Genomic DNA, 21,484 nt, shown 5'->3' on the forward strand with positions numbered 1-21,484 from the left:
CATCGCCAACAGCCAACGCCAGCCTTTCATAGCCTCACCTCCTACCTTGCGCTAACGCCGCCATCCACGGCGTAAACGCCCCCCGTAAGGTACGTGTTCTCCGGATCCAGGAGGAAGGCCGCGGTACGGGCCACCTCCTCCGGCTTGGCCATCCGGCCCAGGGGGATCTCCCTGAGCAGGTCCTGGCCGATCCTGGGATGCTCCCTCAGGCCCTGGGTCATCTCCGTTTCCGTCCAGCCGGGGGCCACCAGGTTTACCCGGATGCCCCGGTCGGCCCAGTCCAGGGCCAGCGCCCGGGTCAGGCCCCAAAGCCCGGCCTTGGAGGCGGTGTAGGCGGCCAGCCTGGCGCCGCCCCTCAGGCTCAGCACCGAGCCCACCAAGACGATGCTCCCCGGGCCTTGGATGGCCCCGGCGAAGGCCTTGCAGGCCACGAAGGCCCCGGTGAGGTTAATCGAGAGCACCTCCTGCCACACCTCGAGGTCGATGCGTTCCGCCCGGGTGAAGACCGGGCTCACGCCGGCGTTGTACACCAGGCCGTAAAGCCCCACCTCCTTGGCAAACCGCTCCACGGTCTCGGCCACGGCCTCCGGGTGGCGCACGTCCAGGGCCCTTCCCCAGGCCCCGAGCTCGGAAGCGGTCCGGGCCACCCGGTCGGGGTCCCGGCCGGTAAGGCCCAGCCTGGTCTCCCGGCGGGAAAGCTCCCTGGCGATGGCCAGCCCAATACCGCGGGTGGCCCCGATGACCAGCACGGGAAGGCCCTTAAGCCCGGGCATGCCGCACCACCCGCTTGGCCTTGAAGGCGGTCCGTTCCAGGGCGCCGGGCTGTTCTAGACGAACCTTAGGCGTCACACCCAGGGCCTCCTTGAGCCTTTTTTGCAGGGTATCCGCCAGGCCCGGCACCTCTCCAGGTTGCCCCAGCTCCGCCACCACCACCACCTCGCGGGCCACCCCGTTTTCCTCCATCACCTCGATGCGGTACTCGTTGCTGAGCTCGGGGAAGGAGCGGACCACCTCCTCCACCTGGGAGGGGTAGAACTTCGCCCCCCGGTAGACCACCAGGTCGTCGGCCCGGCCCAGGATCCCCCCCAGGGCCCGGAGGTGGGTGCGGCCGCAGGTGCACCGCTCCCTGGTGATGCGGGCCAGATCCCCGGTGTAGTAACGCACCAAGGGGGTGGCCTCCCGGGTGAGGTGGGTGAGCACCAAAACCCCCACCTCGCCTTCGGGAACCGGCTCCCGGGTCTCCGGGTCCACCACCTCCACCAGGTAGTGGTCCTCGGCGAAGTGGAGCCCCTCCTGCGCCTCGCACTCCCCGGCGAAGGTGGGCCCCATCTCCGCAAGCCCGTAGAAGTCGTAGGCCTTAAGGCCCAGGGTTTCCTGTAACCGGGCGCGGGTGGCGGGGTTCTCCGTTCCCGCCTCCCCGCCGAAGGCCCCTATCTGCAAGGGGCTTTCCACCCCCTTTTCCCGAAGCGCCTCGCCCAGGTAAAGCCCGAAGGAGGGGGTGGCGGTGAGGGCTTTGGGGCGGAAGCGCCGCATGAGCTCCAGGTGGCGCTCCGTGTACCCCGCCCCCACCGGGAGGACGAAGAGGCCCAGTTCCTTGGCGGCATAGTGCACGGAAAGCCCGGCCACCCACAGGCCGTAGCTGAAGCCGTTGAGCAGGGTGTCGCCGGGCCGGAGGCCGTACCCGTAGAGGATGCGGGCCGTCACCCGGGTGATGTTCTCCACATCCCTTTGCGTCCAGACCGTGCCCACGGGGTAGCCCGTGGTGCCGCTGCTGGGGTGGTACTCCCTCCAGGCGGACTCCTCCGCCGCGGTGTAGCGGCCGAGAGGGGGGAAGGCTTGTTGCTCCGCCCTTAGCTCCGCCTTGGTGACGACTGGGAAGCGGGCGAGGTCCTCGAGGTGGCGGACCTCCAGGTCAAGCCCTGCCCACTTCTCCCGGTAAAAGGAGCTCTCCCGGTATAGCCTTGCCAGCTGCTGGCGCAGGCGCTCCAGCTGGAGGGCCTCGAGCTCCTTGCGGGATAGGGTTTCCACGTGGGGTTCCCAGTAGGCTTGCATCTTTTCCTCCCAGCTTTGGCACAACTATACCCGCGTGTACAGGGGGTGTCAAGAGTGAACAAGAATGTACAACATGCGCATGGGTATGTTATCCTGGGGGCGTGACCCAGGCACCCCTGCCCTCCCTGTACACCCTGAGCGACCTGGCCAGGGAAACCGGGGTGTCCCGGCGCATCCTGCAGCACTACGCCCAGCTGGGCCTGCTGGAACCCGGGGCCCTGACCCACGGGGGACGTAAGCTCTACACCAGCTTCGCCCTTTACCTCATCCAGGACATCCAGGATCTGAACCAGCTGGGTTTCACCCTGGAGGAGATACGAAAGATCATGCTCCTCAAGAAGGCGATCTTTCACCCCGACGGCACCTACCGGGAAGGCTGGCGGCGGGAGGAGATCCCCCTTGCCGAGGAGGAGCTCGTGGCCATGTGGGCCAAAACGGGGGAGGTGCTGGCCAGCATAGAGCGCCAGGAACGCATGATCCGCCGTTTTCACCGCTTCCTGACCAAGCACTTTGCCCCGAAGGAGGTGCGGGATGGACTTCAGCCTGGACAGGGAAACGGAGGCGCTACGGGAGCGGGTGAGGGCGTTCCTCGAGGAGGCGGTGATCCCCAGGGAGAGGGAGGCGGCCCTCAACCTTGAGGGCTTGGAGGCCCTAACCCGGGAGCTCCAGCAGGAGGCCAAGCGCCGGGGCCTCTTCCTCCCCCACATGCCCCGGGACCTGGGGGGGCTTGGCCTTTCCTGGCGCCAGCTGGCCGTGGTCTTGGAGGAGGCGGGGCGGAGCCTCCTGGGCCCCCGGGCCCTAAACGCCTCGGCCCCCGATGAGGGCAACATGCACCTGCTCCACAAGGTGGCCAGCCCGGAGCAACGCCGCCGCTACCTCTATCCCCTGGTGGAGGGGGCCGTGCGCAGCGGCTTCGCCATGACCGAGCCCATGGGGGCGGGGGCGGATCCCACCCTCTTGAAGACCACGGCCAGGCGCCGGGGGCGCGCCTTTGTCCTGGAGGGCCGCAAGTGGTTCACCACGGGGGCCGAGGGGGCGGCCTTTTTCATCGTCCTGGCCAGGGCGGAGGAGGGACCCACCATGTTCCTGGTGGACCGGGAGAACCCCGGACTAAAACTGGTGCGCACCATTCCCACCATGGACCACTGGACCGTGGGGGGCCACGGGGAGCTGGTCCTGGAGGGGTGCGAGGTGGGGGAGGACGCCGTCTTGGGCGAGGTGGGGAAGGGGTTCGAGTACGCCGAGCTCAGGTTGGACCCCGCCCGCCTCACCCACTGCATGCGCTGGCTGGGGGTGGGGGTGCGGGCCACGGAGCTGGCCCAGCAGTACGCCCTCGTGCGGGACTCCTTCGGCAAGAAGCTGGCGGAACACCAGGCGGTGCAGTTCATGATCGCGGACAGCCACATGGAGCTCCACGCTGCCCGGCTCATGGTCTGGCACGCCGCCTGGAAGCTGGACCGGGGGGAGCGGATCCGGCATGAGGCCTCCATGGCCAAGGTGTTCGTGGCGGAGGCGGTGGGGAGGGCCGTGGACCGGGCCGTGCAGATCACCGGGGGGCTCGGGATCAGCGAGGACATCCCCCTCTCCATCTTTTACCGGGAGGTGCGCCCCTTCCGCATCTACGACGGGCCCAGCGAGGTCCACCGGGCCTCCATAGGCAAGAGGGCCCTGTTCAAGTCCTTGCGGCCATGAGGGAGGCTCTGGAGAAGGCCCTTGCCGAGCTCTATGGCCCTGGAGAGATCCAGGGCTTGCGCCGGGTGCCGGGAGGGGCCTCGAAGGAGGCCTGGGTCCTGGACTACCGCTCGGGGGATGGCGTGCATTCCCTCTTCCTGCGCCGGGCTGGGGGAGGGGTCATCTACGAGGGCACGCTTTCCCTGGAGGCGGAGTTCCGGCTCTTGTCCCTGGTCCACGCCGAGGGGGTCAAGGTGCCCCGCCCTCTCCTCTACGTCCCCGACCTCGAGGGCCGCGAGGCCTTCCTCATGGAAAGGCTGGAGGGCGAGACCATCGGCGCCCGGGTGGTGCGCCGCCCCGAGTACGCCGCCGCCCGGGCCCGTCTGCCCCAGTCCATGGCGGCGGAGCTGGCCAGGATCCACCGCATCCCCCTGGACAAGGTAGCCTTCCTTCCCGAGCCTGAGCCGGGTGAGCCCTGGCAGGCGGCGGTGTCCATGGCCTACAGGGATCTGGACGGGCTTGGGGAACCCCATCCCGCCCTGGAGTGGGCCTTGCGATGGTTAAGGGAACATCCCCCCCGTTCCCGACCCCCGGTGCTGGTGCACGGGGATTTCCGCATCGGCAACCTCATGGTGAACCAGGAGGAGCTGGTGGCCGTTTTGGACTGGGAATTCGCCCATATCGGTGATCCGAGGGAGGACCTGGCCTGGCCTCTGGTGCGGGCCTGGCGCTTCGGGGAGGATGGCAAACGGCTCGGCGGGATAGGGGAGGTGGAGCCCTTTCTGGAGGCCTACAACGCCTTGACCGGAGGGGATGTAAGCCTGGAGGAGCTCTTCTGGTGGGAGGTGCTGGGCAACGTGCGCTGGGGGCTTGGGGCCTTAAAGCAGGCCCGCAGGCACCTAAGCGGCGTGGAGCGGAGCGTGGAGCTGGCCATCCTGGGGCGATTGGCGGCGGAGATGGAGTACGAACTGCTTGCCCTGCTGGAGGGGAGAGGTGGATAGGCCTACCCTGGACGAGATCCTTGAAGCCGTAGGGGAGTTCCTGGAGAGGGAGGTCCTGCCAGGGATCCAGGATCCCCGGCTTCGCTTTCAGACCCTGGTGGCCCTCAACGCCCTGGCCATCGCCCGTAGGGAGGTGGCCCTGGGGCCGGCCCTCAGGGAGGAGGACCATAGGGAGCTGAGGGAGCTTCTGGGAATGGCGGGTGACCGGGAGGATCTCCTCAGGGCCCTGGCCCGGAGGATCAGGGATGGGGAGGCTCCCTCAGGTACCCAGGCTTTCCTGAAGGCCCATGTGAGGCGGAAGCTCCTCCTGGCGAGTCCCCGGTACCTGGAGCGCTACCCATGAGGCGGCGCTTGCTGCTGCTCCGCCATGGGGAGGTGGATTACTTCCCCGAGGGCCGGCCGGTTCCCCCGGAGGGGGTGGGGCTCACCCCGCGGGGACGGGCGCAGGCGGAGGCGGTGGCCGAGCTGCTTAAGGGGGTGCCCCTGGATCTTGCGGTCCACAGCGGCTTGCCCCGCACGAGAGAAACGGCGGAGATCGTCCTTAGAGGCCGCTCCGTGCCCGTGGAGGCTTGGCCCGAGCTCAAGGAGATCCGCCCGGGCCGCCTCAAGGACCTTCCCGACCCGGAGAGGGCCTTCAAGGAGGCCTTCCACCCGCACGAGCTCTCCGAGCGCTTTCTCGGCGGGGAAACCTACGAAGCCTTTTTTGATCGGGTCATCCCTGCTTACCAGCGGCTTTTGAGCCGTTCCTGGGACACCCTTCTCCTGGTGGGGCATGGCGGGGTCATCCGGGCCCTGGTTTCCTACGCCCTCACCGGGGAGAGGCGGTTACTGGCCCTGGAGGTGCATCCCTGCGGCCTTTCGGTTCTGGACATCGGCGAAAAGACCCTGCTCAGGGCCCACAACATCGTGGCCTACGATCTCTTGCCGGAAAGCCGCCTGTCCACCATGGAAATGCTATGGGAGATGTACCGGGCGTAGCAGGGTGCGTTCCCGACTGGCGAGCCCACACTGGATTGTCTGTAAGAGAGGTCTTTGTGAGAATGTGCCGTATCTGATCCTGTACTGAGATAAACGCGTTGAGCGCAAGCGTCAGAACCTAACCGTGATTACCAGCGTGGTTCCCTACATCGGGAGCCTGCCCATCTGAAGTCTCTGGAGAGGTTTTGTATCCGGAACGTGGAGGTAGTATCCCTGAACCAGATCCACATCTATGGCTCGGACCACCCGTAGGTCCTCCTCCGTTTCCACGCCTTCAAGAACCACCCTTAGCCCTAGATCATGAGCCATTTCGACTACGCGGCGTAGTACCGGAGGGGGATGAGGCTCACCCTTACGGTGGGACCAGAAGAGTTCGCGGCTGATTTTGAGAAAGTTAATGGGCAGGTTCTTCAAATAGGCCAGCGAAATCTGTCCTGTCCCGAAATCATCTAGGGCAAGCCTGATCCCCAGGTTGCGTAATCGCCAAAGGGCCGGTGCAATACGACTTAGCTGAGATTGTGCTAGCCGTTCACTGAGTTCGAAGATAACCCTGTCTGTCTTGAGACCTTTCTCCACCTCGTGGTGGACTAGAGCAAGAAACGCAGGGTCTGTCAGGGACCACGGGGTTACGTTGACCCAGAGGGTTAGGTGAGGATATCTGCTCTGCAAGCAGCGGGTTTGACTGACCACGAACCGGTCAAGGGCCTCGTTCACCGAGCGACGGGACAGATCGAGGTGGGGCAGAGGGTTGATTAGGCCCTCTGATGCGGGTACCCGAAAGAGGACCTCCGCATTGTCGTAGGTATTTTCCTTTAGGTCCAGCAGGTTTTGGAAGACGAGTTGGGCCTGACCTGTGGCTAGGGCACGGTGGAATGCTGCCTCGTAAGCCAGGGCCTGCGGAGTGAGCCCCTCAAGGTCGGGCGTGAACACCTCGGGGCCCGGGAGGCGGAACAGCTTGGCCCGATACATGGCCAGGTCGGCCCTGCGAAGCAGTTCACTGAAGGTGCTTCCGTGATCAGGGAACAAGGCCACGCCCATGCTTCCCTCAAGATGGACAGGCTGCCCGTGGATCTGAATCTCCAGGCGTATGGCATCCAGGAGAACCCGCCCTTTTTCTTTTGCGTCGCTGACATCCGCAGCAGCATACCAGGCGGCAAACTCGTCGCCACCCATTCTGCCAACAAGTGCGTGGGGAAGGGCAGCTTGGAGACGCTGTCCTAATTCCGCCAGAATCGAATCCCCTACCTGGTGGCCCAGAAGGTCGTTGACCATCTTGAACCGGTCCAGGTCAAGGTAGGCCAAGGCCCTTCCCTCGTTAAGGGTGGCCAGATCCCTCTCCACCCGTTCGATGAAGGCCCTACGGTTCAGGAGGCGCGTTAAGGAGTCGTAGGTGGCGAGTTGCTCAAGTTCCGCCCGGAAGGCCATTTCATCGGTGACATCACGGCTGGTTGCTACGAGGTAGGCCACCTCCCCGGACGGCTGCCGGACAGGGGTGACTACTTTTTCCTCGGTGTAGAGGGAACCATCCTTCCTCCGGTTGACGAAGAACCCACGGAAGGGAATTCCTGTAAGGATCTGGTTCCAGAAGTGGCGGTAGAATTCCTCTGAGTGCTTGCCGGACTTGAGGAATCTAGGATTTTGCCCCAGTACCTCCTCCCGCCGGTACCCGGTTAGCCGCTCGAAGGCCTCGTTGACGTATAGAATGCGACCCGAAGCATCGGTGATTAGGACGCTTTCGGCCAGTTGCTCTAGCACGGCCTCCAGGACCTGTCGCGGGAGAAGGTCTAAGCTCATGCCTGTTCTTTACGAATGGCTTCCAGGATGCCCTTGGCCTCTTCCACAGTGAGTCGTTCCAGAAGCGTCGGTTCCATTCCGGCGACATTGTAAAGGGCGAGGGCGCGATAGCGGTCATAGCCGTAGGTAATCACCGCACCCACCGCCATGCTCAGCCGGTAGAAGGCCTCAGCCAGTGCTTCGGCCCCGGGGAGGCCAAGGCCATGGGCTTTCTTTTCCACAAAGGAGGCGACAAAGGAGGCCATGGCGAGCATCATGGGATTCTCTACCCCGCGGACCACGTGCACCAATCCCACCTTGGCCATCCAGGCGAAGTATCCCTCGTCCAGAGGACCCTTTACGGTACGTTCCCACCAGGCGCGAAGGGTAGCTTCCCTGTCCGGGCGCTCACCATCCCGAAAGATCCTCTTGGTGGGCGGATGGGCAAAGAGGGTGTCGTAAAAGCCCTTGACCAGTTCCTCCGACCAGGAGAGCAGTGCGTCCTTGTGCCGGAGGATGACTTGGGCGTCCTCAGGCCGGAAGCGGGTCTGTGGGGGCATCTGTTCCAGGGCTTCCCTTGCCAACTGCATCATCTGGGTCATGGTCTACACCTCCTCCGAAAGGGCCCGGGCGATCCGGGCCGCAGCCTGACGGGCCTCCAAGTGGATCAGGCCGAGGTTGGCTCCCATGGGGGCGGACACGGCGAGCACGCCCCGGTCTCCCGCAGCGTAAACCACTAGATAGCCGTCACGCCCTCGCACCACTGCCTCTTCCAGGTTCCCCAAGGCGACGGTTTGCGCAATCCGCTTGCCCAAGCCCAGGGCGGTGGCCGCCATGGCGGCCACGCGGGCTGCTTCTGTCTCTGGCAGGTCAGTTGCAAGGGAAAGGCCATCCGTGGACGCCACCATGATTCCCGTGATCTCGGGAACAGCCTGCCTTAGCTCTCGGATTACGCTCTGTAGCACTTCCTGTCGTCCCATAGCCTCCTCCTTGTGCCGTTCACCGCGGACCGGACGTGCCGCGGGTCGGGCCAAATCCAAAACCGCGTTTGGCGGGATCCTTCCCCATTGGAAACCTGGTTCCAGCATCCTTCATCGGACTCCTCCCCATGGGATCACCAGACTCCTTGCCAGCGGGAGCCGGTGACTAGCTCCAGCATGCGAATGAGGGCCAGGGTCGCACTCGTGGGGCTGGTAGCGTTCATGCCCACCACCTGTTCCGTGGGCAGACCGAAGAAGTCCGCCACCTCCTCGGGCCGCCACACGCGCTCCAAATCCTGCCGGGTTACGCCCACCACGAAGGGAATAGGGTGCCGGGAGGTGAGGTACTCCAGGATGTACCGGGCCTTCGGAAAGTCCGCGGGCCTGTCGCCTGCCACCAAGAGCACCAGGCCCAGAGCGCCTTCGACCAAGACGTCCCAGATGAAGTCGAAGCGTTCCTGACCAGGGGTGCCAAACAGGTGAATGGGTACCCCATCCAATGTGAGGAGGCCATAATCCATGGCGACGGTAGTTTTTGCCTTCCCTATCTCCTCAGAGGACCACTCGTCGGTTTCCACGACGGGGATCTCGGACAGAGACTGGATAAACGTGGTCTTTCCTGCCCCCACCGGCCCAGCGACCACGAGCTTTAAGGGTTGGTTCATCTCGTCCTCCCTAAGAGGGAGGCCAGAAGCCGTCGAAACAGGCCTTGCTTTTCCGGTGCTCTCTCGTTCAGTGTTTCTTCATAAGCCCGTACAGGAGCGAGTTTGCCTGCCAATCGGAGCTTGTGAAGGTAATAAGCTACTTCCCTGTCCCGTAGCCCCAACCTCTGGGCCAGTTCCTCGGCAGAGGCTCCAGTGCTTCGGGACAAGAAAGGCTTGGCCTTCTCCCAGAAGGACCAAAGCGGCTCTTCCAGCCAGATGTCCGTTTGCACTGCCCGGAAGCGGGTTTTGGGGTCGGGAAGGGAGGTGCTGTAGGCGTGGTATTCGTCCTCGATGGTGGTCATGGTGAGTAGAAGGCGCTCCAGGGGCCAGCCAAGCCCCTGGCCTTCTGGTGGCGGGGAAGGCGTACCCGCGCTGAACTCAAATGCCCCCTCTTGTGTGCGGAATAGCTCCTGCAAGACGGATCTGGCTTGCAGCGGATCAAGGACCTTTGTGCCCTCTTTAACCCAAATCACACGCCCCCCTTCAAGGGCGATGGCGAAGCTCTGACGTCGGCCCGGGAGAGCGAAAACCTCCAGCACCCCACTCCGTCTCCCTAGCATGCCCACCACGTCGGGCAAGGACATGTCCTTCAAGCTTCCGAAGATCGCCATACTTCTGCCACCACCTCCCTGAGTACTGGAGCGAGCTCGAAGCACCGCCGACAGGCAGAACGGTCCTCAGGGGCTTCTAACGCGCAGCGTCTACCCAAGGGGAGGGATAGTCCTAAGGCTGCAAAGGCCTGGCCGTTTCCCGTAAGGAGGGGTACCGCAAGGCCACACCGGTTGGAAATGATCTCGCCCCTCGCCCGGGCAAAGCCCAGGCTGCGAACCTCAGCCAGGCGTTCCAATACCTGAGGAACGGTGGCGGGAGTATGGGGGGTGAAGGCTTTTGGAGGAAAGCGATGGAGGTGCGCATGGACCGCCTCCTCCCGCAGGTGAGCCAGGATCGCGCGGCCACCGGCTGAGGCATGGGCATGGGCTGTAGCGGGCTTTCGATTCCCGGGGAAGGGCCATAGGCGCTGGCCTTGGTGGCCGGCGGTGGCCTCGAGGTGAAGTCCCCAGGGCCTAACGCTGAGGATGTAGGCGCGAAGGTGGGTCCGGGCGAAAACTTCGTCGACCAGCTCCTGGTAGAAGAGAGGATCGTCTACCGCTTGGGGGATGTCCACGAATGGGTGGGGATAGCGAATCAGGTAACGGTGGGACAGGGGGTCGAAGGCGGTGAATCCCTCCGCCTCGAGGGCCCTTAAGGCGCGTCTTACCACGCGGGACGAAAGCCCAAGCTGCCGAGAGATTTCGGCAAGAGGTAGCCCCTCCGGATGAAAGTGCAGGAGCTTCAGCACCTTGAGGGGACTAATGTCCCGACCGCACATACGCCGGCCAGAATAGCAAGGTGCCCGAACGTATGCAAGAAGATACGCCTAGAGCGAAAAACTTCTCTTTGGAAAAAGAGCACAAGTATTAACCCAACGTTGGGCGTCTGGCGAAGTCGATGCGTGGCAGGCCGTAGCTATGGCCCTAAAGTTCCCGCTAGGGACGGGGTCTGACCAGGACGGATGATTTGCGGGCTTCCTTTGCCCCGAAACCTCCAGAGACAATGTCGTGATTGCAAAATCCCATAGGGAAGCCAGTGGCGTTGTGGTGCCTCACGGGACACCTAGATTGGTGCTCGCATTCCTGGGGATCCCATCGGCTTTGGCGCAGTGGATACGTTCTCAGGTGGGGATCTTTGGGGTAGTTGACAAGAGACCTCAAACCGGCTAGCCTGTCTGGCAATAGTGGTCTAACCATAAGACCAAGGACCCACATGAGACGCACCCGCTTAGCCAACCTCATTGCCCATGAGCTGGAAACCCTTATCCAGGAGGGGGTTTGGGTGCCGGGTGCGTACCTGCCCCCAGAGCGGACTCTTGCCGACCGGTTTAAGGTCAGCAGGGTTTCCATACGGGAGGCCCTGCGTTTGCTGGAGGCGCGAGGGGTTATCGAGATCCACCCAAGCAGTGGCGCAAGGGTTAGGTCCTCGACCACCGCGGTAGGGCACCTGCTGGCCAGCCGCCTGGAAGGCCTGAGCCTTACCGACCTCTTCGAATTCCGCTATATCGTCGAGCCGGAGGCGGCGGCCCTGGCCGCGAAGCGGGCGGATAAGGATGTGCTGGACCGCCTGGCGGAGATCCTTACGGAACAGGAGGCGTCCCTCCAGGACGTTCACGGCTTCCTGGCCCTGGATTTGGAATTTCACCGACTCATCGCCGTGGCCTCCGGAAACGGCGTTCTTCAGGAGATGGTTTCCGCGCTGAATGCGGGGCTCAGGGAAACCCGTCTGCGCGCGATCAAGGCCACATTCGACCCGATCCGTAGCCTGGAGGGCCACAGGCGGGTGCTAAAGGCCATCCTTTCAGGGGATGCAGATGGGGCCCGCCAGGCGATGAGGCAACACCTGAAGGAGGTGGAAGCGTCGGCTCTGGGAGCTGGCGTGCCACGGGGAGGTGATGAAGGATGGGAAGGGCATGGCTAGTGGCGGCGGTGGCGCTGTTAAGTTTGGCTACCGCGAAAACGACGGTGACCGTGGGCCTGGATGCGGATCCCCCTAACCTCGATCCCGTGTTTTCCTCGGCCTTGGTGGACCGTCAGGTGCTGAACCAGATCTACGACAAGCTCCTCGACATCGACCAGGATTTGAAGATCGTGCCCATGCTGGCCACCAACTGGTCGGTGGGGAACAACGGCACGGTATACACCTTCAAGCTCCGCCAGGGGGTCAAGTTCCACGATGGCACGGACTTCGATGCGGAAGCGGTTAAGTTCAACCTTGACCGCGCGCTTACCGCCGAGGGTTCGCGTCGGAAAGGGGAGCTTGCCCCAGTAAAGGAGGTACAGGTCGTCGACAAGTACACGGTTCGCGTTGTCCTGAAGGATGCCTTCTCGCCGTTCCTTTACGTCTTGACCGACCGGGCCGGGATGATGGTCAGTCCGGCTGCCGCGAAGCGGTACGGCCAGGACCTGGCCAACAATCCCGTGGGCACCGGACCCTTCCGGTTTGTTGAGCGGAAGCGCCAGGACCGCATTGTTCTCCAGCGGAACGAGGGCTACTGGAAGCGGGGCTACCCGAAGATCGATGAGCTGATCTACAGGCCTTTCCCTGACGACGATGTCCGGTTGGCCAACCTGCTTTCGGGTGCGGTCACGGTGATTACCCCCGTGGCCCCCAAGGATCTGGCACGGGTTCGGGGCGATGCGAACTTGAACCTCTTCGCCTTCCCGAGCCTGGGGTTCCAGGGCGTCTGGCTCAACGTGACCCGGCCCCCCTTCAACAACAAGGCTCTCCGGCAAGCCTTTGCGGCCACCGTCGACCGCGAGACCATCGACCGGGTGGTTTTCCTGGGCACGGCCACCCCGGCCAACGGGCCCTTTCCTCCCGGTTCCCCGGCCTACGATCCCAGCATCCCGATTCCCAAGCGGGACATCAACCTCGCGCGGAAAAAACTTCAGGAGGCGGGCTTTGCCAGCGGCTTCTCCTTCACCCTGCTGACCACGCCGGGCCCTGTCCTGACCCAGCTGGCCCAGGTTTACCAGGCCATGGCCGCCGAGGCGGGGATTCGCATTCAGATCCAACAGGTGGAGTTCGGCACCCTGCTGGACCGGACAGATAAAAAGGACTACGAGGCAGCCCTCCTGGGCTGGAGCGGCCGACCGGATCCGGACGGGAATATCTACGACTTCATGCGCTGCGGCGGCCCCTTGAACAATGCGGGTTACTGTAACCCCAAGGTGGACGCCCTGCTTAACCGGGCCCGGGCCACGCGGGTCATGGAGGTGCGGAGAAGCCTGTACTCGGAGGCCCTCAGGATCATCCACGAGGATGTTCCCTACGTCTACGTCTATCACCCCCAGGTTCTGATCGGGGCCTCCAAGCGGCTCAGCGGTCTTCCCCTGATCCCCGATGGGATTCTTCGGTTTGTAGGAGCGGAGCTGAAGTGATCCCCTACCTCCTCCGCCGCCTTGTGGAAGCTTTGCCCACCCTGTTCCTGGTGTCGGTGGTGGTGTTCTTCCTGACGCGGATACTTCCTGGTGATCCCGTCCGCCTCCTGCTCGGGGAAGAGCCCGACCCCAAGGTGGCGGAGGAGGTGCGGAGAAGCCTGGGTCTGGATCGACCTCTCCTCGTCCAGTATGCCGGCTGGCTGTGGAACCTGTTTCAGGGCGACCTGGGCCGGTCCATCAAGGATGGAACTCCCGTGGCGAGGCTGATTCTCGAGAAGCTTCCCACGACCATAGAGCTCGCCACCCTGGCCATGCTGGTCGCACTGGCCATCGGCCTGCCTAGCGGAGTGGTAGCGGCCGTTCGCAGGGGGACGTGGCTCGACGGCCTGGTGACGTCGACCTCCCTAATGGGCGTTTCCGTTCCCAACTTTTTCCTCGGCATCATGCTTATTTACCTTTTTAGCCTGCGCTTGGGCTGGGTGCCGCCCTCGGGATACGTGGAGCTGTGGACCGACCCTAAGCGCAATTTACTGCTAATGGTCTTGCCGGCCTTCACATTGGGCACGGCGTTGGCTGGAGCGATCGCGAGGTTTACCCGTAACAGCTTACTGGAGGTGCTTTCTCAGGACTACATCCGGACGGCGAAGGCGAAAGGGGTTTCATCCGCGGCCATCGTGCTGAAGCATGGGCTCCGCAACGCAGCCATTCCCATCGTGACGGTCCTGGGTCTACAACTTGGGGGGCTTTTGGGAGGCGCTGTGGTCACAGAGCAGATCTTCTCCATACCGGGCTTTGGACGTTTGGTGGTGGACGCCGTGTTTACCCGCGACTTCACCGTTTTGCAGGGAGTGGTGTTGACATCCGCCCTGGCCGTATTCGTGGTCAATACCGCGGTGGACGTCCTTTATGCCCTGATCGATCCCCGGATCAGGTATCGGTGACCCATGGTTGCGCGTAGGGTATGGCGCCGCCTCCTTGGGCATCCCACCGGGGCACTGGGTGGGTTGGTCTTGGGGCTCTTTGTCCTGGGCTCCCTGGGTGCTCCCTGGCTCAGCGCTCACTCCCCCGTAACCACCGACTTCAACAGCCTCCTGCGCCCGCCTTCCCTTACCCACCCCTTTGGTACGGACGAGCTAGGAAGGGACGTGTTGGCCAGGGTCCTGTACGGGGGCAGGGTGTCCCTGACCGTAGGGGTAGCCTCAGTAGCGCTCGCCCTCCTGGTGGGCGGTCTTTGGGGGTTGGCGGCGGGTTACTTCCGGGGGTGGTTGGACTCCGTGCTCATGCGGTTGGTGGATGCGCTCCTGGCCTTCCCCTTTCTGGTGCTCGCCATCACCCTGGCGGCGATCCTGGGGCCGGGTCTTTCCAACAGCATCCTGGCCATTACCGTGGTAACTTCCCCGGCGGTAGCCCGGCTGGTGCGGGGCCAGGTTCTGGCGGAGGTGGGAAAGGATTATGTGACCGCGGCAGAGGCCATAGGGGCACCCCATTCCCGGATCCTCTTTCGGCATATTCTGCCCAACCTGTGGGGCCCGTTGATCGTGCAGGGAAGCCTGGCCACAGCGAACGCCATTTTGGCGGAGGCGACCCTGTCCTTTCTTGGCCTGGGGGTTCAGCCTCCCACGCCGGCCTGGGGCTCGATGCTAAACGCCGCTCGCGGCTATTTGGACAGCGCACCCTGGTTGGCGGTCTTTCCCGGTTTGGCCATCTTTTTGGTGGTGCTGTCGTTCAACCTGCTGGGCGATGCCCTGAGGGATGCCCTTGACCCACGGACGGAGAGGAAGCTTGCGTAAGGTAAGGGAATCCAGGACCCGATACCGCAGGCCCCACCGCCTCCTTGAGGCCGGGGTGGCCCTGGGTAACGGGGTGGAGGTGGTCGACGCCCAGGTTTCCTCCGTACCAGGGTACATTCGGTGCGGTGAGGACCGTGATGGGATCGGTGGAGAGGGGCGGTGAGGATCCGGGGGCCTGGCCTGCGGGCAGAGGATTTTCCTGTGCGCTATTCAGAGGTTTCCCTATGGGAAGGGGAGAGCATACGGAGATCCTCGATCTGGGGGCGGCGCCCTGCTGGCCACAAGGACCCCTCGGGTCCTTCAAGAGGAGGGCGGGATGGGGGCCACCTGGTTGGAGCGTATGGGGGGCAATGGGCCGTCAGGCCCTGCCCTTGGAACCCCAATCCGATGGAGGAGGTCGTGGGCTGGATAGCTTTCTTTGCCACCCCGCTCATGGGTCAAGACCTTCAGCTGGCCACGAGGAGGCGATACATGATAGGGCGGTTGCTTAGGAAACACTATCAGTTTCAGGAGTTGACTTGCAGGCTTTGGGGAGCGGCTATGGACCCCAAGGTGGATGGGGTGGCGGATGCGCCCATACGGGTTGGGTCCACCCGCGGCAGTAGAGGGGGTGCACGGTGATGGACCTCACCTACTACCCCTACCCTTCCCGCCGGCACGTGGTTCTTGGCCGCCGGGGTGCGGTGGCCACCAGCCAACCCCTGGCGGCGTTGGCGGGGATGGAGATGCTGCTCAAAGGGGGAAACGCAGTGGATGCGGCCATCGCCATGGCGGCCACCCTCACGGTGGTGGAGCCCACCAGCAACGGGATCGGGGGCGACCTGTTTGCCATGGTATGGGACGGCACGCTCCACGGGCTGAACGCTTCCGGAAAAAGCCCCTTAAGCCTGACCCCCGAGCGGATTCCCGAGGGGGGAATGCCGGAAAGGGGCTGGCTCCCGGTGACGGTGCCCGGAGCGGTCTCGGGGTGGCGCGCTTTGCACGAACGCTTCGGCAGGCTCCCATTCCCCGAGGTCCTTGCCCCCGCCATCCGCTACGCGGAGGAGGGCTTCCCGGTGGGACCGGAGACGGCCCGGGCCTGGCGCAGGGCGGAGGGGATCTACCTTCCCCTGAAGGGCCCGGAATTCCAGCCCTTCCAGGAGGCCTTCTTCCCCCAGGGAAGAGCCCCCCGGGCCGGGGAGGTGTGGCGAAGCCCGGGCCACGCCAAGACCCTAAGGGAGATCGCTGAAACCTACGGGGAGAGCTTCTACCGGGGAAACCTGGCGGGGGCCATGGCGGGGTTCAGCGAGGCCACGGGAGGCCTCCTTACCCTGGAAGACCTCAAGACCCACGAGGCGGAATGGGTGAAACCCCTCTCCCTGGAGTACCGGGGCCTCACGGTCCACGAACTTCCCCCCAACGGACAGGGAATCGCCACCCTGCTGGCCCTGGCCATCCTGGAGGGCTTCGAACTCCGACCGGAAGACCCCTTCAGCTACCACTTACAGATCGAGGCCATGCGCCTGGCCCTGGCGGACGCCTTCCAGTACGTGGCCGACCCCCGCTACCTGGAGAAGCCTCCCCAGGCCCTGCTCTCCCCCGAATACGTGGCCTCCCGCCGAAACCTCATCGGGGAACGAGCCCTGCCCCAGGCCCTGCCCGGGGTGAGACCCGGGGGAACCGTCTACCTGGCGGCGGCGGACGGGGAACTCATGGTCTCCCTCATCCAGTCCAACTACCAGGGCTTCGGCTCGGGGATCCTGGTTCCCGGGACGGGGATCGCCCTGCAAAACCGGGGCCTAGGCTTTTCCCTGGAAGAGGGCCACCCCAACCGGGTGGGACCGGGTAAACGGCCCTACCACACCATCATCCCGGGATTTCTCACCCGGGAGGGCAAGGCCTTGGGCCCCTTTGGGGTGATGGGAGGCTATATGCAACCTCAGGGACACCTGCAGGTGGTGGTGGGCCTGACGAACTTTGACCTGAACCCCCAGGCGGCGCTGGACCGGCCACGGTGGCAAGTGGTGCCGGGTAGGGGAGGGGAGGACCGGGTGGTGCTGGAGCCGGGAATCCTCCAGGCCACGGCCTTGCTCCTGCGAGACCTTGGCCACCGGGTGGAATACGGAATGGAGCCCGGATACTTTGGCCGGGGCCAGGTGATCCTGCGGCAGGGAGAGGTGCTGGTGGCGGGCTCGGATCCCCGGGCGGAGGGGTTGGCTTTGGTGTGGTGATTTGGGGAGAAAAGGGGCACGAGCAGTTTTAATCGTGAATACATACACAAATTTCCGTGTGCAAGCCCCTTACCACTCACGCCACCCTTTCTCTAGGGCGTAGAGGTACACCACCGCCGCCGCATCCCATGCCTGGGGCCTGCAAGCCACGGGATAAGGAACCGGAGGCAAGCCTCCCTCTCTGGGAAAACCCCCTACCAGTTCGGGCAGGCGCATGTCGGGTTGGGAGAGGGCCAGGTCCAAGAGCGCATTGGCCACCCTCTGGCCCTCTTCCTGGAAACCATATCGAAACAATCCCCCCGCCAAAAGCGCCGTGTCATGGGGCCATACTGAACCGTTGTGGTAGGAAAGGGGGTTATAACGCACCTCCCGGGCACCCAAGGTACGTATCCCCCAACCTGACCATAATTCCTCGGAAAACAACGTTTCCAGCAGTTCGGGCAGGACCTCCCTAGGAACAGCTCCGGCCCAGAGGAGATGGCCAGCGTTGGAAGCCTTGACCTTAAGGGGCTCTTTATAGCGGTCTAAGGCCAGGGCGTAGGTGGAAAGCTCGGGAAGCCAAAACTTTTCCTGGATGAGGCGGAAGAGCCTTCCTGCGTGCTCCAGTAAACTCTTGGCTCTATCCTTTTCCCCTAGAACCTGGTAGAGCTTTGCTCCTTCCAGGTAGGCAGCGTAGGCGTATCCCTGCACCTCACTCACCGCCAAGGGAGGCTCGGCCAAGCGGCCGTCCCGGTGGCTCATGGAATCGTGGGAATCTTTCCAGGCCTGGACGGCCAGGCCCGTGCCGCTTGGCTGAAACTCCAAAAGCCCATCCCCATCCAGATCCGCCTGATCCAGCCAGGCTAGGGCAGCCTCCCACTGTGGCCGAAGCTCCTGAATCAGGGCCAGGTCTCCTACCAAATCCAGGTACCGGCCCAGAAGGATGAGGAAGAGGGGTGTAGCGTCCACCGTGCCGTAGTACCGGAAAAAAGGCACCCGGTGAGTGCGAGAAAGCTCTCCAACCCGCACCTCGTGCAGGATCTTTCCTGGCTCCTCCTCCCGCCAGGGGTCAAAAACTGCCCCCTGCCTTGCGGCCAGGTAGCGGAGAACCCCCTGGGCCACTCTCTTTCCCCAGGGAAGGATCATAAAGGCAGTGATGAGGCTGTCCCGACCGAAGGGGGCTACAAACCAGGGAATTCCGGCAGCAGGCACAGGCCCCTGGGGGGTGGAAAGGAGGAGGGCTCTGAGGTCCAAGAGGGCCTGGCGCAAAGCTCCTTCCCAAGAACCCTCTCCTTGAGGAAAGGCCTCGAGGAACTCCTCGTACCCAGGTAAGGAACCCGGAGCCTCGAGGGGACTTTCCAACCGTACCTCCCAACCCACCTCCCCAACTCCCTTGGGGGGTAGGTAGAGACGAAAACCCCCCTCCGGTGCCTCAGGAACAAACACCACCCGCTGCTCCACTCCATCTGCGGCTCGGTAGAGAAAACCCACCCCGTTTTCCACCTTGGGATGCCATCCCCGGGCTTGAAAGAGGTCGGAGAACTCACCTTGGGCCTGCACCTCCACCCGCACTTCCTCAGGCTCAGGGGAAAGGTTTAGGAAGCTTAACCGCTCCTCCACCTTCCCCCGGTGAACCCGGAGGAGGCGGCGCAGGTAGAGCTCCCCTTCTGCGCCACGAAAGCGGGCCCAGTCCTGAACCAGGTGATCGGGTCTTGGGGAGCGGCTTTCCAAGAGCACTAGACCTCGCGGCAATAGAAGCCGGTAACGGGAAAGGAAGCGGGTGTCGTGCCGGTAGAATCCCTCCGCCTCCTCTTCAGCAAAACCCCTCTCGTTCAAAACCAGGTAGGTGTCGTCCTCCTTAAGAGGCACCATGGCTACTCCCTTAGGGCACCCAGGCTGGGCCCTTCCACAAAATAGCGCTGGAAGAACATGAAAAGCACCAGGACCGGGATCATGGAGAAGAACCCCCCTGCCAGGATCAGCCCCCAGTCTCCCACTTGACCGTAGGCGTTGCGAAAGGAAAGAAGACCTAAGGGCAACGTGTAGATGTCCCGGGGGCTGGTGAGGACCACAAAAGGCCAGAAGAACTCGTTCCAAGCTCCCTGGAAGGTCAGGATCGCCAGAGCTCCCAGAGCGGGAGTGGACATGGGCAACACAATGCGGAACAGGATCTGCACCGGAGTGGCCCCATCAATAAGGGCTGCTTCTTCTACCTCCCGAGGGATGGACTCGAAGAACTGCCTCATGATAAAGACAGCTCCCGCACCCACCAATCCGGATAGGACCAAACCGGTATAGGTGTTGAGGAGGGTATCCACGCCAAAAACCTTAGAAAGGCCGAATATCCCGTCCCGCAGGACCAGGTAGTTGGAAATAAAGGTCACCTGTGCCGGCACCATCATGGAAAAGAGCATGAACAAAAAGAGAGCCTGCTTGCCGGGAAATCGCAGCCTGGCCAGGGCGTAGCCCGCCATCGAGGCGAACACCAAGGTGGTCAGAACCTTCACCGAGGCAAGGAGGAAGGAATTCAACGTCCAGCGGAGGAAGAGGCTTTCTCCTGTTTCCAGACTCCGGGTTTCCCGGAAGGCCCGCACGTAGTTGTGAAAGACATAGCCCAGAAGCCCAGGAGCAACGTTATCCCAACTGGCCACCCGTCCCCGCCGCTCCAGCCGGGTGGGATCCAGGGTTGCGCCCACCAGGACCACTCCGCGAGGCGTTTCAAGGTCTAGAGGCACCCGCTCCAGAAAGGGACCTTTCCCCGGGTAAACCAGGCGCAGCCGATAGCGAAAAACAGTGCCCTCCTGATCCCCCAAGGTAGCCGCCCTAACCTCCACCAGCTCGGGTCCCTCGAGGTGCACATAGTCGGTAGCATAGGGAGTCTCAAACACCGCTCCCATGCCGGCTCCCGGCCTTCTGCGAGGAATCACCGCCAGGACCTCGGGCTCCTGCCCTCCAGGGCTGAAGTAGGCCACATCGAACACGAGCGACCTGCCCGGGGCCATGCCGCCCAACCATGGGTTTCCTGCGCCCTCCCAACCGAGTTGCCAGGCCGCCGTCCAGTTTTTAGGATTCACCTGAGCAAAACGCAGGGTAAAGGGCCACTCCAGGGGATTAGCCTTGAGGCTGGCCAGGAAGCCCATAACGAAGGGACCGATGAAGAATACTCCAAAGGCCAGCAGTAGCCCGTAAACCCACGCCAGCCTGGTCCATATGCGCAAGGGGGCCATTAGGACCACCCCCTTTCTCCCACACCAAAGCGTCGTTGAAGAAGTACGATGGCCAGGGTAAGCACCGCCAGGACCAAGGCGGCAGCCGAGGCCAGGCCTACCCGGGGCGAGGCCCCGGCGGGGAAGACGTTTCCGTACACGTAGTAGGCCAGGGTGATGGTACTCTCCAAGGGTGCACCCCCTGCACCCCCTACGAAGAGCACCTGGTCAAAGAGCTGCAGGGTGCCGATGAGGCCCAGGGTGATGACCAAAAAGAGAACTGGTCTCAGAAGGGGCAAGGTGATACGCCAGAACATCGTCCAAGAAGTGGCACCGTCCAGGGCAGCCGCTTCGTAAAGGGTTCTGGGGATGCCTTTCAGCCCAGCTAGGAAGATGACCATGAAGGTAGGGATGGTGGTGTAGGTGTTCATGAGAATGATGGCCCAGAGGGGGTAGGGGAGACCTAAGAGGGTGGCCCGGCTGGTAAACCAGGGAATGTCCACCTGGACCTCCCGAGTAGGAGGCCAACCCAAGTGCCCCAGGGCGTACATCCCGAGGAGGGCCAAGGCAAGGGAAGCTAGGGCCAGACCTGGGTCCCAGAAGGGGGTGGGGAAACCCTGTTGCCTTCGCCAGAACACCCGCAGGCCCTGCAAAAGGACGAAGAGCCCCGCCCCGATTAGGAGGTGGGGCAGGTAGCTGAGCATCAGGGACAGCCCCTGGTTCACCACGCCGGTCCGCTGGAATAGCCAAAGGAGGAGAAGACTTGCTGCAGCGGTGGACACCACAGAAGGAAGGTAATAAACGGTTCGGAAAAAAGTAACACCTCTCAAAGGTCGATTCAGGGATACGGCCAGAAGAAGGGCCAGGGCCGTTTGAAGGCTGGTGACGATTACGCTGTAAGCCAGGGTATGCTTTAGGGCAGTCAGGAAAAGGGGATCTTGAAATAGGCGTAGATAGTTCCTCAGGCCCACCCACTGGGGTGGGTTGAATAGGTCGTAGTCGGAGAAGCTAAAAAATAAAGTGCGTAGAAAGGCGTAGAGGAAGAAGACCGTCAACGTAAAAACAAAAGGGAAAATGAGGAGAAGGGCGTAAAAGCCCTCGAGGGTCCGCGCCTTGAAACGCATAGGGGTTCCCTTAAGGGGGGCGGCTAAGCCGCCCCCCTTGAC

At 63.2% G+C, this 21,484-nt stretch carries 21 protein-coding genes; 10 read left to right on the forward strand and 11 right to left on the reverse strand.

The features are described 5' to 3' along the window. Positions 1 to 41: 41 nt before the first annotated feature. Both KQ693_RS08885 and KQ693_RS08890 read right to left on the reverse strand, forming a co-directional pair. Positions 42 to 773: an SDR family NAD(P)-dependent oxidoreductase gene (locus KQ693_RS08885; protein WP_267260984.1), complete on the reverse strand. Its 732-nt coding sequence runs from the start codon at positions 771 to 773 to the stop codon at positions 42 to 44. Next, the gene (locus KQ693_RS08890) at positions 760 to 2,052 is read right to left on the reverse strand and encodes a phenylacetate--CoA ligase family protein (protein ID WP_267260985.1); all 1,293 of its coding nucleotides are present in this window, start codon (positions 2,050 to 2,052) and stop codon (positions 760 to 762) included. The genes KQ693_RS08885 and KQ693_RS08890 overlap by 14 nt, the downstream gene beginning before the upstream one ends. Positions 2,053 to 2,153: 101 nt before the next feature. Here KQ693_RS08890 and KQ693_RS08895 point away from each other — a divergent pair, with 101 nt between their 5' ends. From KQ693_RS08895 to KQ693_RS08915, 5 genes are read left to right on the forward strand one after another with little or no spacing between them, the layout of a single operon-like run. Further along, positions 2,154 to 2,690, forward strand: coding sequence for a MerR family transcriptional regulator (locus KQ693_RS08895; RefSeq protein ID WP_267260986.1), 537 nt, complete (start codon positions 2,154 to 2,156; stop codon positions 2,688 to 2,690). Then, on the forward strand, positions 2,584 to 3,744 hold the full coding sequence (locus KQ693_RS08900) for an acyl-CoA dehydrogenase family protein (protein WP_267260987.1): 1,161 nt from the start codon (positions 2,584 to 2,586) through the stop codon (positions 3,742 to 3,744). Before KQ693_RS08895 ends, KQ693_RS08900 begins: the two co-directional genes overlap by 107 nt. After that, on the forward strand, positions 3,741 to 4,724 hold the full coding sequence (locus tag KQ693_RS08905; RefSeq protein ID WP_267260988.1) for a phosphotransferase family protein: 984 nt from the start codon (positions 3,741 to 3,743) through the stop codon (positions 4,722 to 4,724). Before KQ693_RS08900 ends, KQ693_RS08905 begins: the two co-directional genes overlap by 4 nt. After that, positions 4,717 to 5,067, forward strand: coding sequence for a DUF6285 domain-containing protein (locus tag KQ693_RS08910; RefSeq protein WP_267260989.1), 351 nt, complete (start codon positions 4,717 to 4,719; stop codon positions 5,065 to 5,067). Before KQ693_RS08905 ends, KQ693_RS08910 begins: the two co-directional genes overlap by 8 nt. Beyond that, positions 5,064 to 5,702, forward strand: coding sequence for a histidine phosphatase family protein (locus KQ693_RS08915; RefSeq protein WP_267260990.1), 639 nt, complete (start codon positions 5,064 to 5,066; stop codon positions 5,700 to 5,702). The genes KQ693_RS08910 and KQ693_RS08915 overlap by 4 nt, the downstream gene beginning before the upstream one ends. A gap of 144 nt (positions 5,703 to 5,846) precedes the next feature. Here the strand turns inward: KQ693_RS08915 and KQ693_RS08920 are convergent, their stop codons facing one another. The 6 genes from KQ693_RS08920 to KQ693_RS12990 all read right to left on the reverse strand — a co-directional run bounded on the left by KQ693_RS08920 (position 5,847) and on the right by KQ693_RS12990 (position 10,528). Beyond that, positions 5,847 to 7,457 (reverse strand): putative bifunctional diguanylate cyclase/phosphodiesterase, encoded by a 1,611-nt coding sequence (locus KQ693_RS08920; protein WP_267260991.1) that lies wholly within the window; start codon positions 7,455 to 7,457, stop codon positions 5,847 to 5,849. A 35-nt stretch (positions 7,458 to 7,492) separates the two neighbouring features. After that, the gene (locus KQ693_RS08925) at positions 7,493 to 8,077 is read right to left on the reverse strand and encodes a protoglobin domain-containing protein (protein ID WP_267260992.1); all 585 of its coding nucleotides are present in this window, start codon (positions 8,075 to 8,077) and stop codon (positions 7,493 to 7,495) included. A 3-nt stretch (positions 8,078 to 8,080) separates the two neighbouring features. Next, positions 8,081 to 8,455, reverse strand: a complete 375-nt coding sequence (locus tag KQ693_RS08930; RefSeq protein ID WP_267260993.1) for a roadblock/LC7 domain-containing protein — start codon at positions 8,453 to 8,455, stop codon at positions 8,081 to 8,083. A gap of 134 nt (positions 8,456 to 8,589) precedes the next feature. Continuing rightward, a complete protein-coding gene (locus KQ693_RS08935) occupies positions 8,590 to 9,120 on the reverse strand; it encodes a GTP-binding protein (protein WP_267260994.1) in 531 nt (176 codons plus the stop codon). Beyond that, positions 9,117 to 9,770, reverse strand: coding sequence for a DUF4388 domain-containing protein (locus KQ693_RS08940; protein WP_267260995.1), 654 nt, complete (start codon positions 9,768 to 9,770; stop codon positions 9,117 to 9,119). The genes KQ693_RS08935 and KQ693_RS08940 overlap by 4 nt, the downstream gene beginning before the upstream one ends. Continuing rightward, entirely contained in the window at positions 9,749 to 10,528 is a 780-nt protein-coding gene (locus tag KQ693_RS12990) for an IclR family transcriptional regulator (RefSeq protein WP_416376356.1), read from the reverse strand. The genes KQ693_RS08940 and KQ693_RS12990 overlap by 22 nt, the downstream gene beginning before the upstream one ends. 434 nt (positions 10,529 to 10,962) lie before the next feature. On the opposite strand from KQ693_RS12990, the gene KQ693_RS08945 reads away from it, so the two are divergent. The 5 genes from KQ693_RS08945 to KQ693_RS08965 all read left to right on the forward strand — a co-directional run bounded on the left by KQ693_RS08945 (position 10,963) and on the right by KQ693_RS08965 (position 17,133). Next, complete coding sequence (locus tag KQ693_RS08945; protein ID WP_267260996.1) at positions 10,963 to 11,670, forward strand: FadR/GntR family transcriptional regulator; 708 nt, start codon at positions 10,963 to 10,965, stop codon at positions 11,668 to 11,670. Then, entirely contained in the window at positions 11,652 to 13,133 is a 1,482-nt protein-coding gene (locus tag KQ693_RS08950; RefSeq protein ID WP_267260997.1) for an ABC transporter substrate-binding protein, read from the forward strand. The genes KQ693_RS08945 and KQ693_RS08950 overlap by 19 nt, the downstream gene beginning before the upstream one ends. Further along, positions 13,130 to 14,074: an ABC transporter permease gene (locus KQ693_RS08955; RefSeq protein ID WP_135255908.1), complete on the forward strand. Its 945-nt coding sequence runs from the start codon at positions 13,130 to 13,132 to the stop codon at positions 14,072 to 14,074. The genes KQ693_RS08950 and KQ693_RS08955 overlap by 4 nt, the downstream gene beginning before the upstream one ends. A 3-nt stretch (positions 14,075 to 14,077) precedes the next feature. Further along, entirely contained in the window at positions 14,078 to 14,923 is an 846-nt protein-coding gene (locus KQ693_RS08960) for an ABC transporter permease (RefSeq protein WP_015717098.1), read from the forward strand. A gap of 620 nt (positions 14,924 to 15,543) precedes the next feature. Next, positions 15,544 to 17,133 carry a gamma-glutamyltransferase family protein gene (locus KQ693_RS08965; RefSeq protein ID WP_267260998.1) on the forward strand — a complete coding sequence of 530 codons (1,590 nt, stop codon included), beginning with the start codon at positions 15,544 to 15,546 and terminating at the stop codon, positions 17,131 to 17,133. A gap of 69 nt (positions 17,134 to 17,202) precedes the next feature. Here the strand turns inward: KQ693_RS08965 and KQ693_RS08970 are convergent, their stop codons facing one another. The 3 genes from KQ693_RS08970 to KQ693_RS08980 are packed head-to-tail and all read right to left on the reverse strand — an operon-like array spanning position 17,203 to position 21,442. Then, positions 17,203 to 18,984, reverse strand: a complete 1,782-nt coding sequence (locus KQ693_RS08970; RefSeq protein WP_267260999.1) for a glycogen debranching N-terminal domain-containing protein — start codon at positions 18,982 to 18,984, stop codon at positions 17,203 to 17,205. A 2-nt stretch (positions 18,985 to 18,986) separates the two neighbouring features. Next, positions 18,987 to 20,339 carry a carbohydrate ABC transporter permease gene (locus tag KQ693_RS08975; RefSeq protein WP_135255911.1) on the reverse strand — a complete coding sequence of 451 codons (1,353 nt, stop codon included), beginning with the start codon at positions 20,337 to 20,339 and terminating at the stop codon, positions 18,987 to 18,989. Next, on the reverse strand, positions 20,339 to 21,442 hold the full coding sequence (locus tag KQ693_RS08980; protein WP_219759711.1) for a carbohydrate ABC transporter permease: 1,104 nt from the start codon (positions 21,440 to 21,442) through the stop codon (positions 20,339 to 20,341). Before KQ693_RS08980 ends, KQ693_RS08975 begins: the two co-directional genes overlap by 1 nt. Positions 21,443 to 21,484: the final 42 nt, after the last annotated feature.

Source organism: Thermus brevis, from assembly GCF_026427635.1.
GTDB lineage: Bacteria > Deinococcota > Deinococci > Deinococcales > Thermaceae > Thermus > Thermus antranikianii.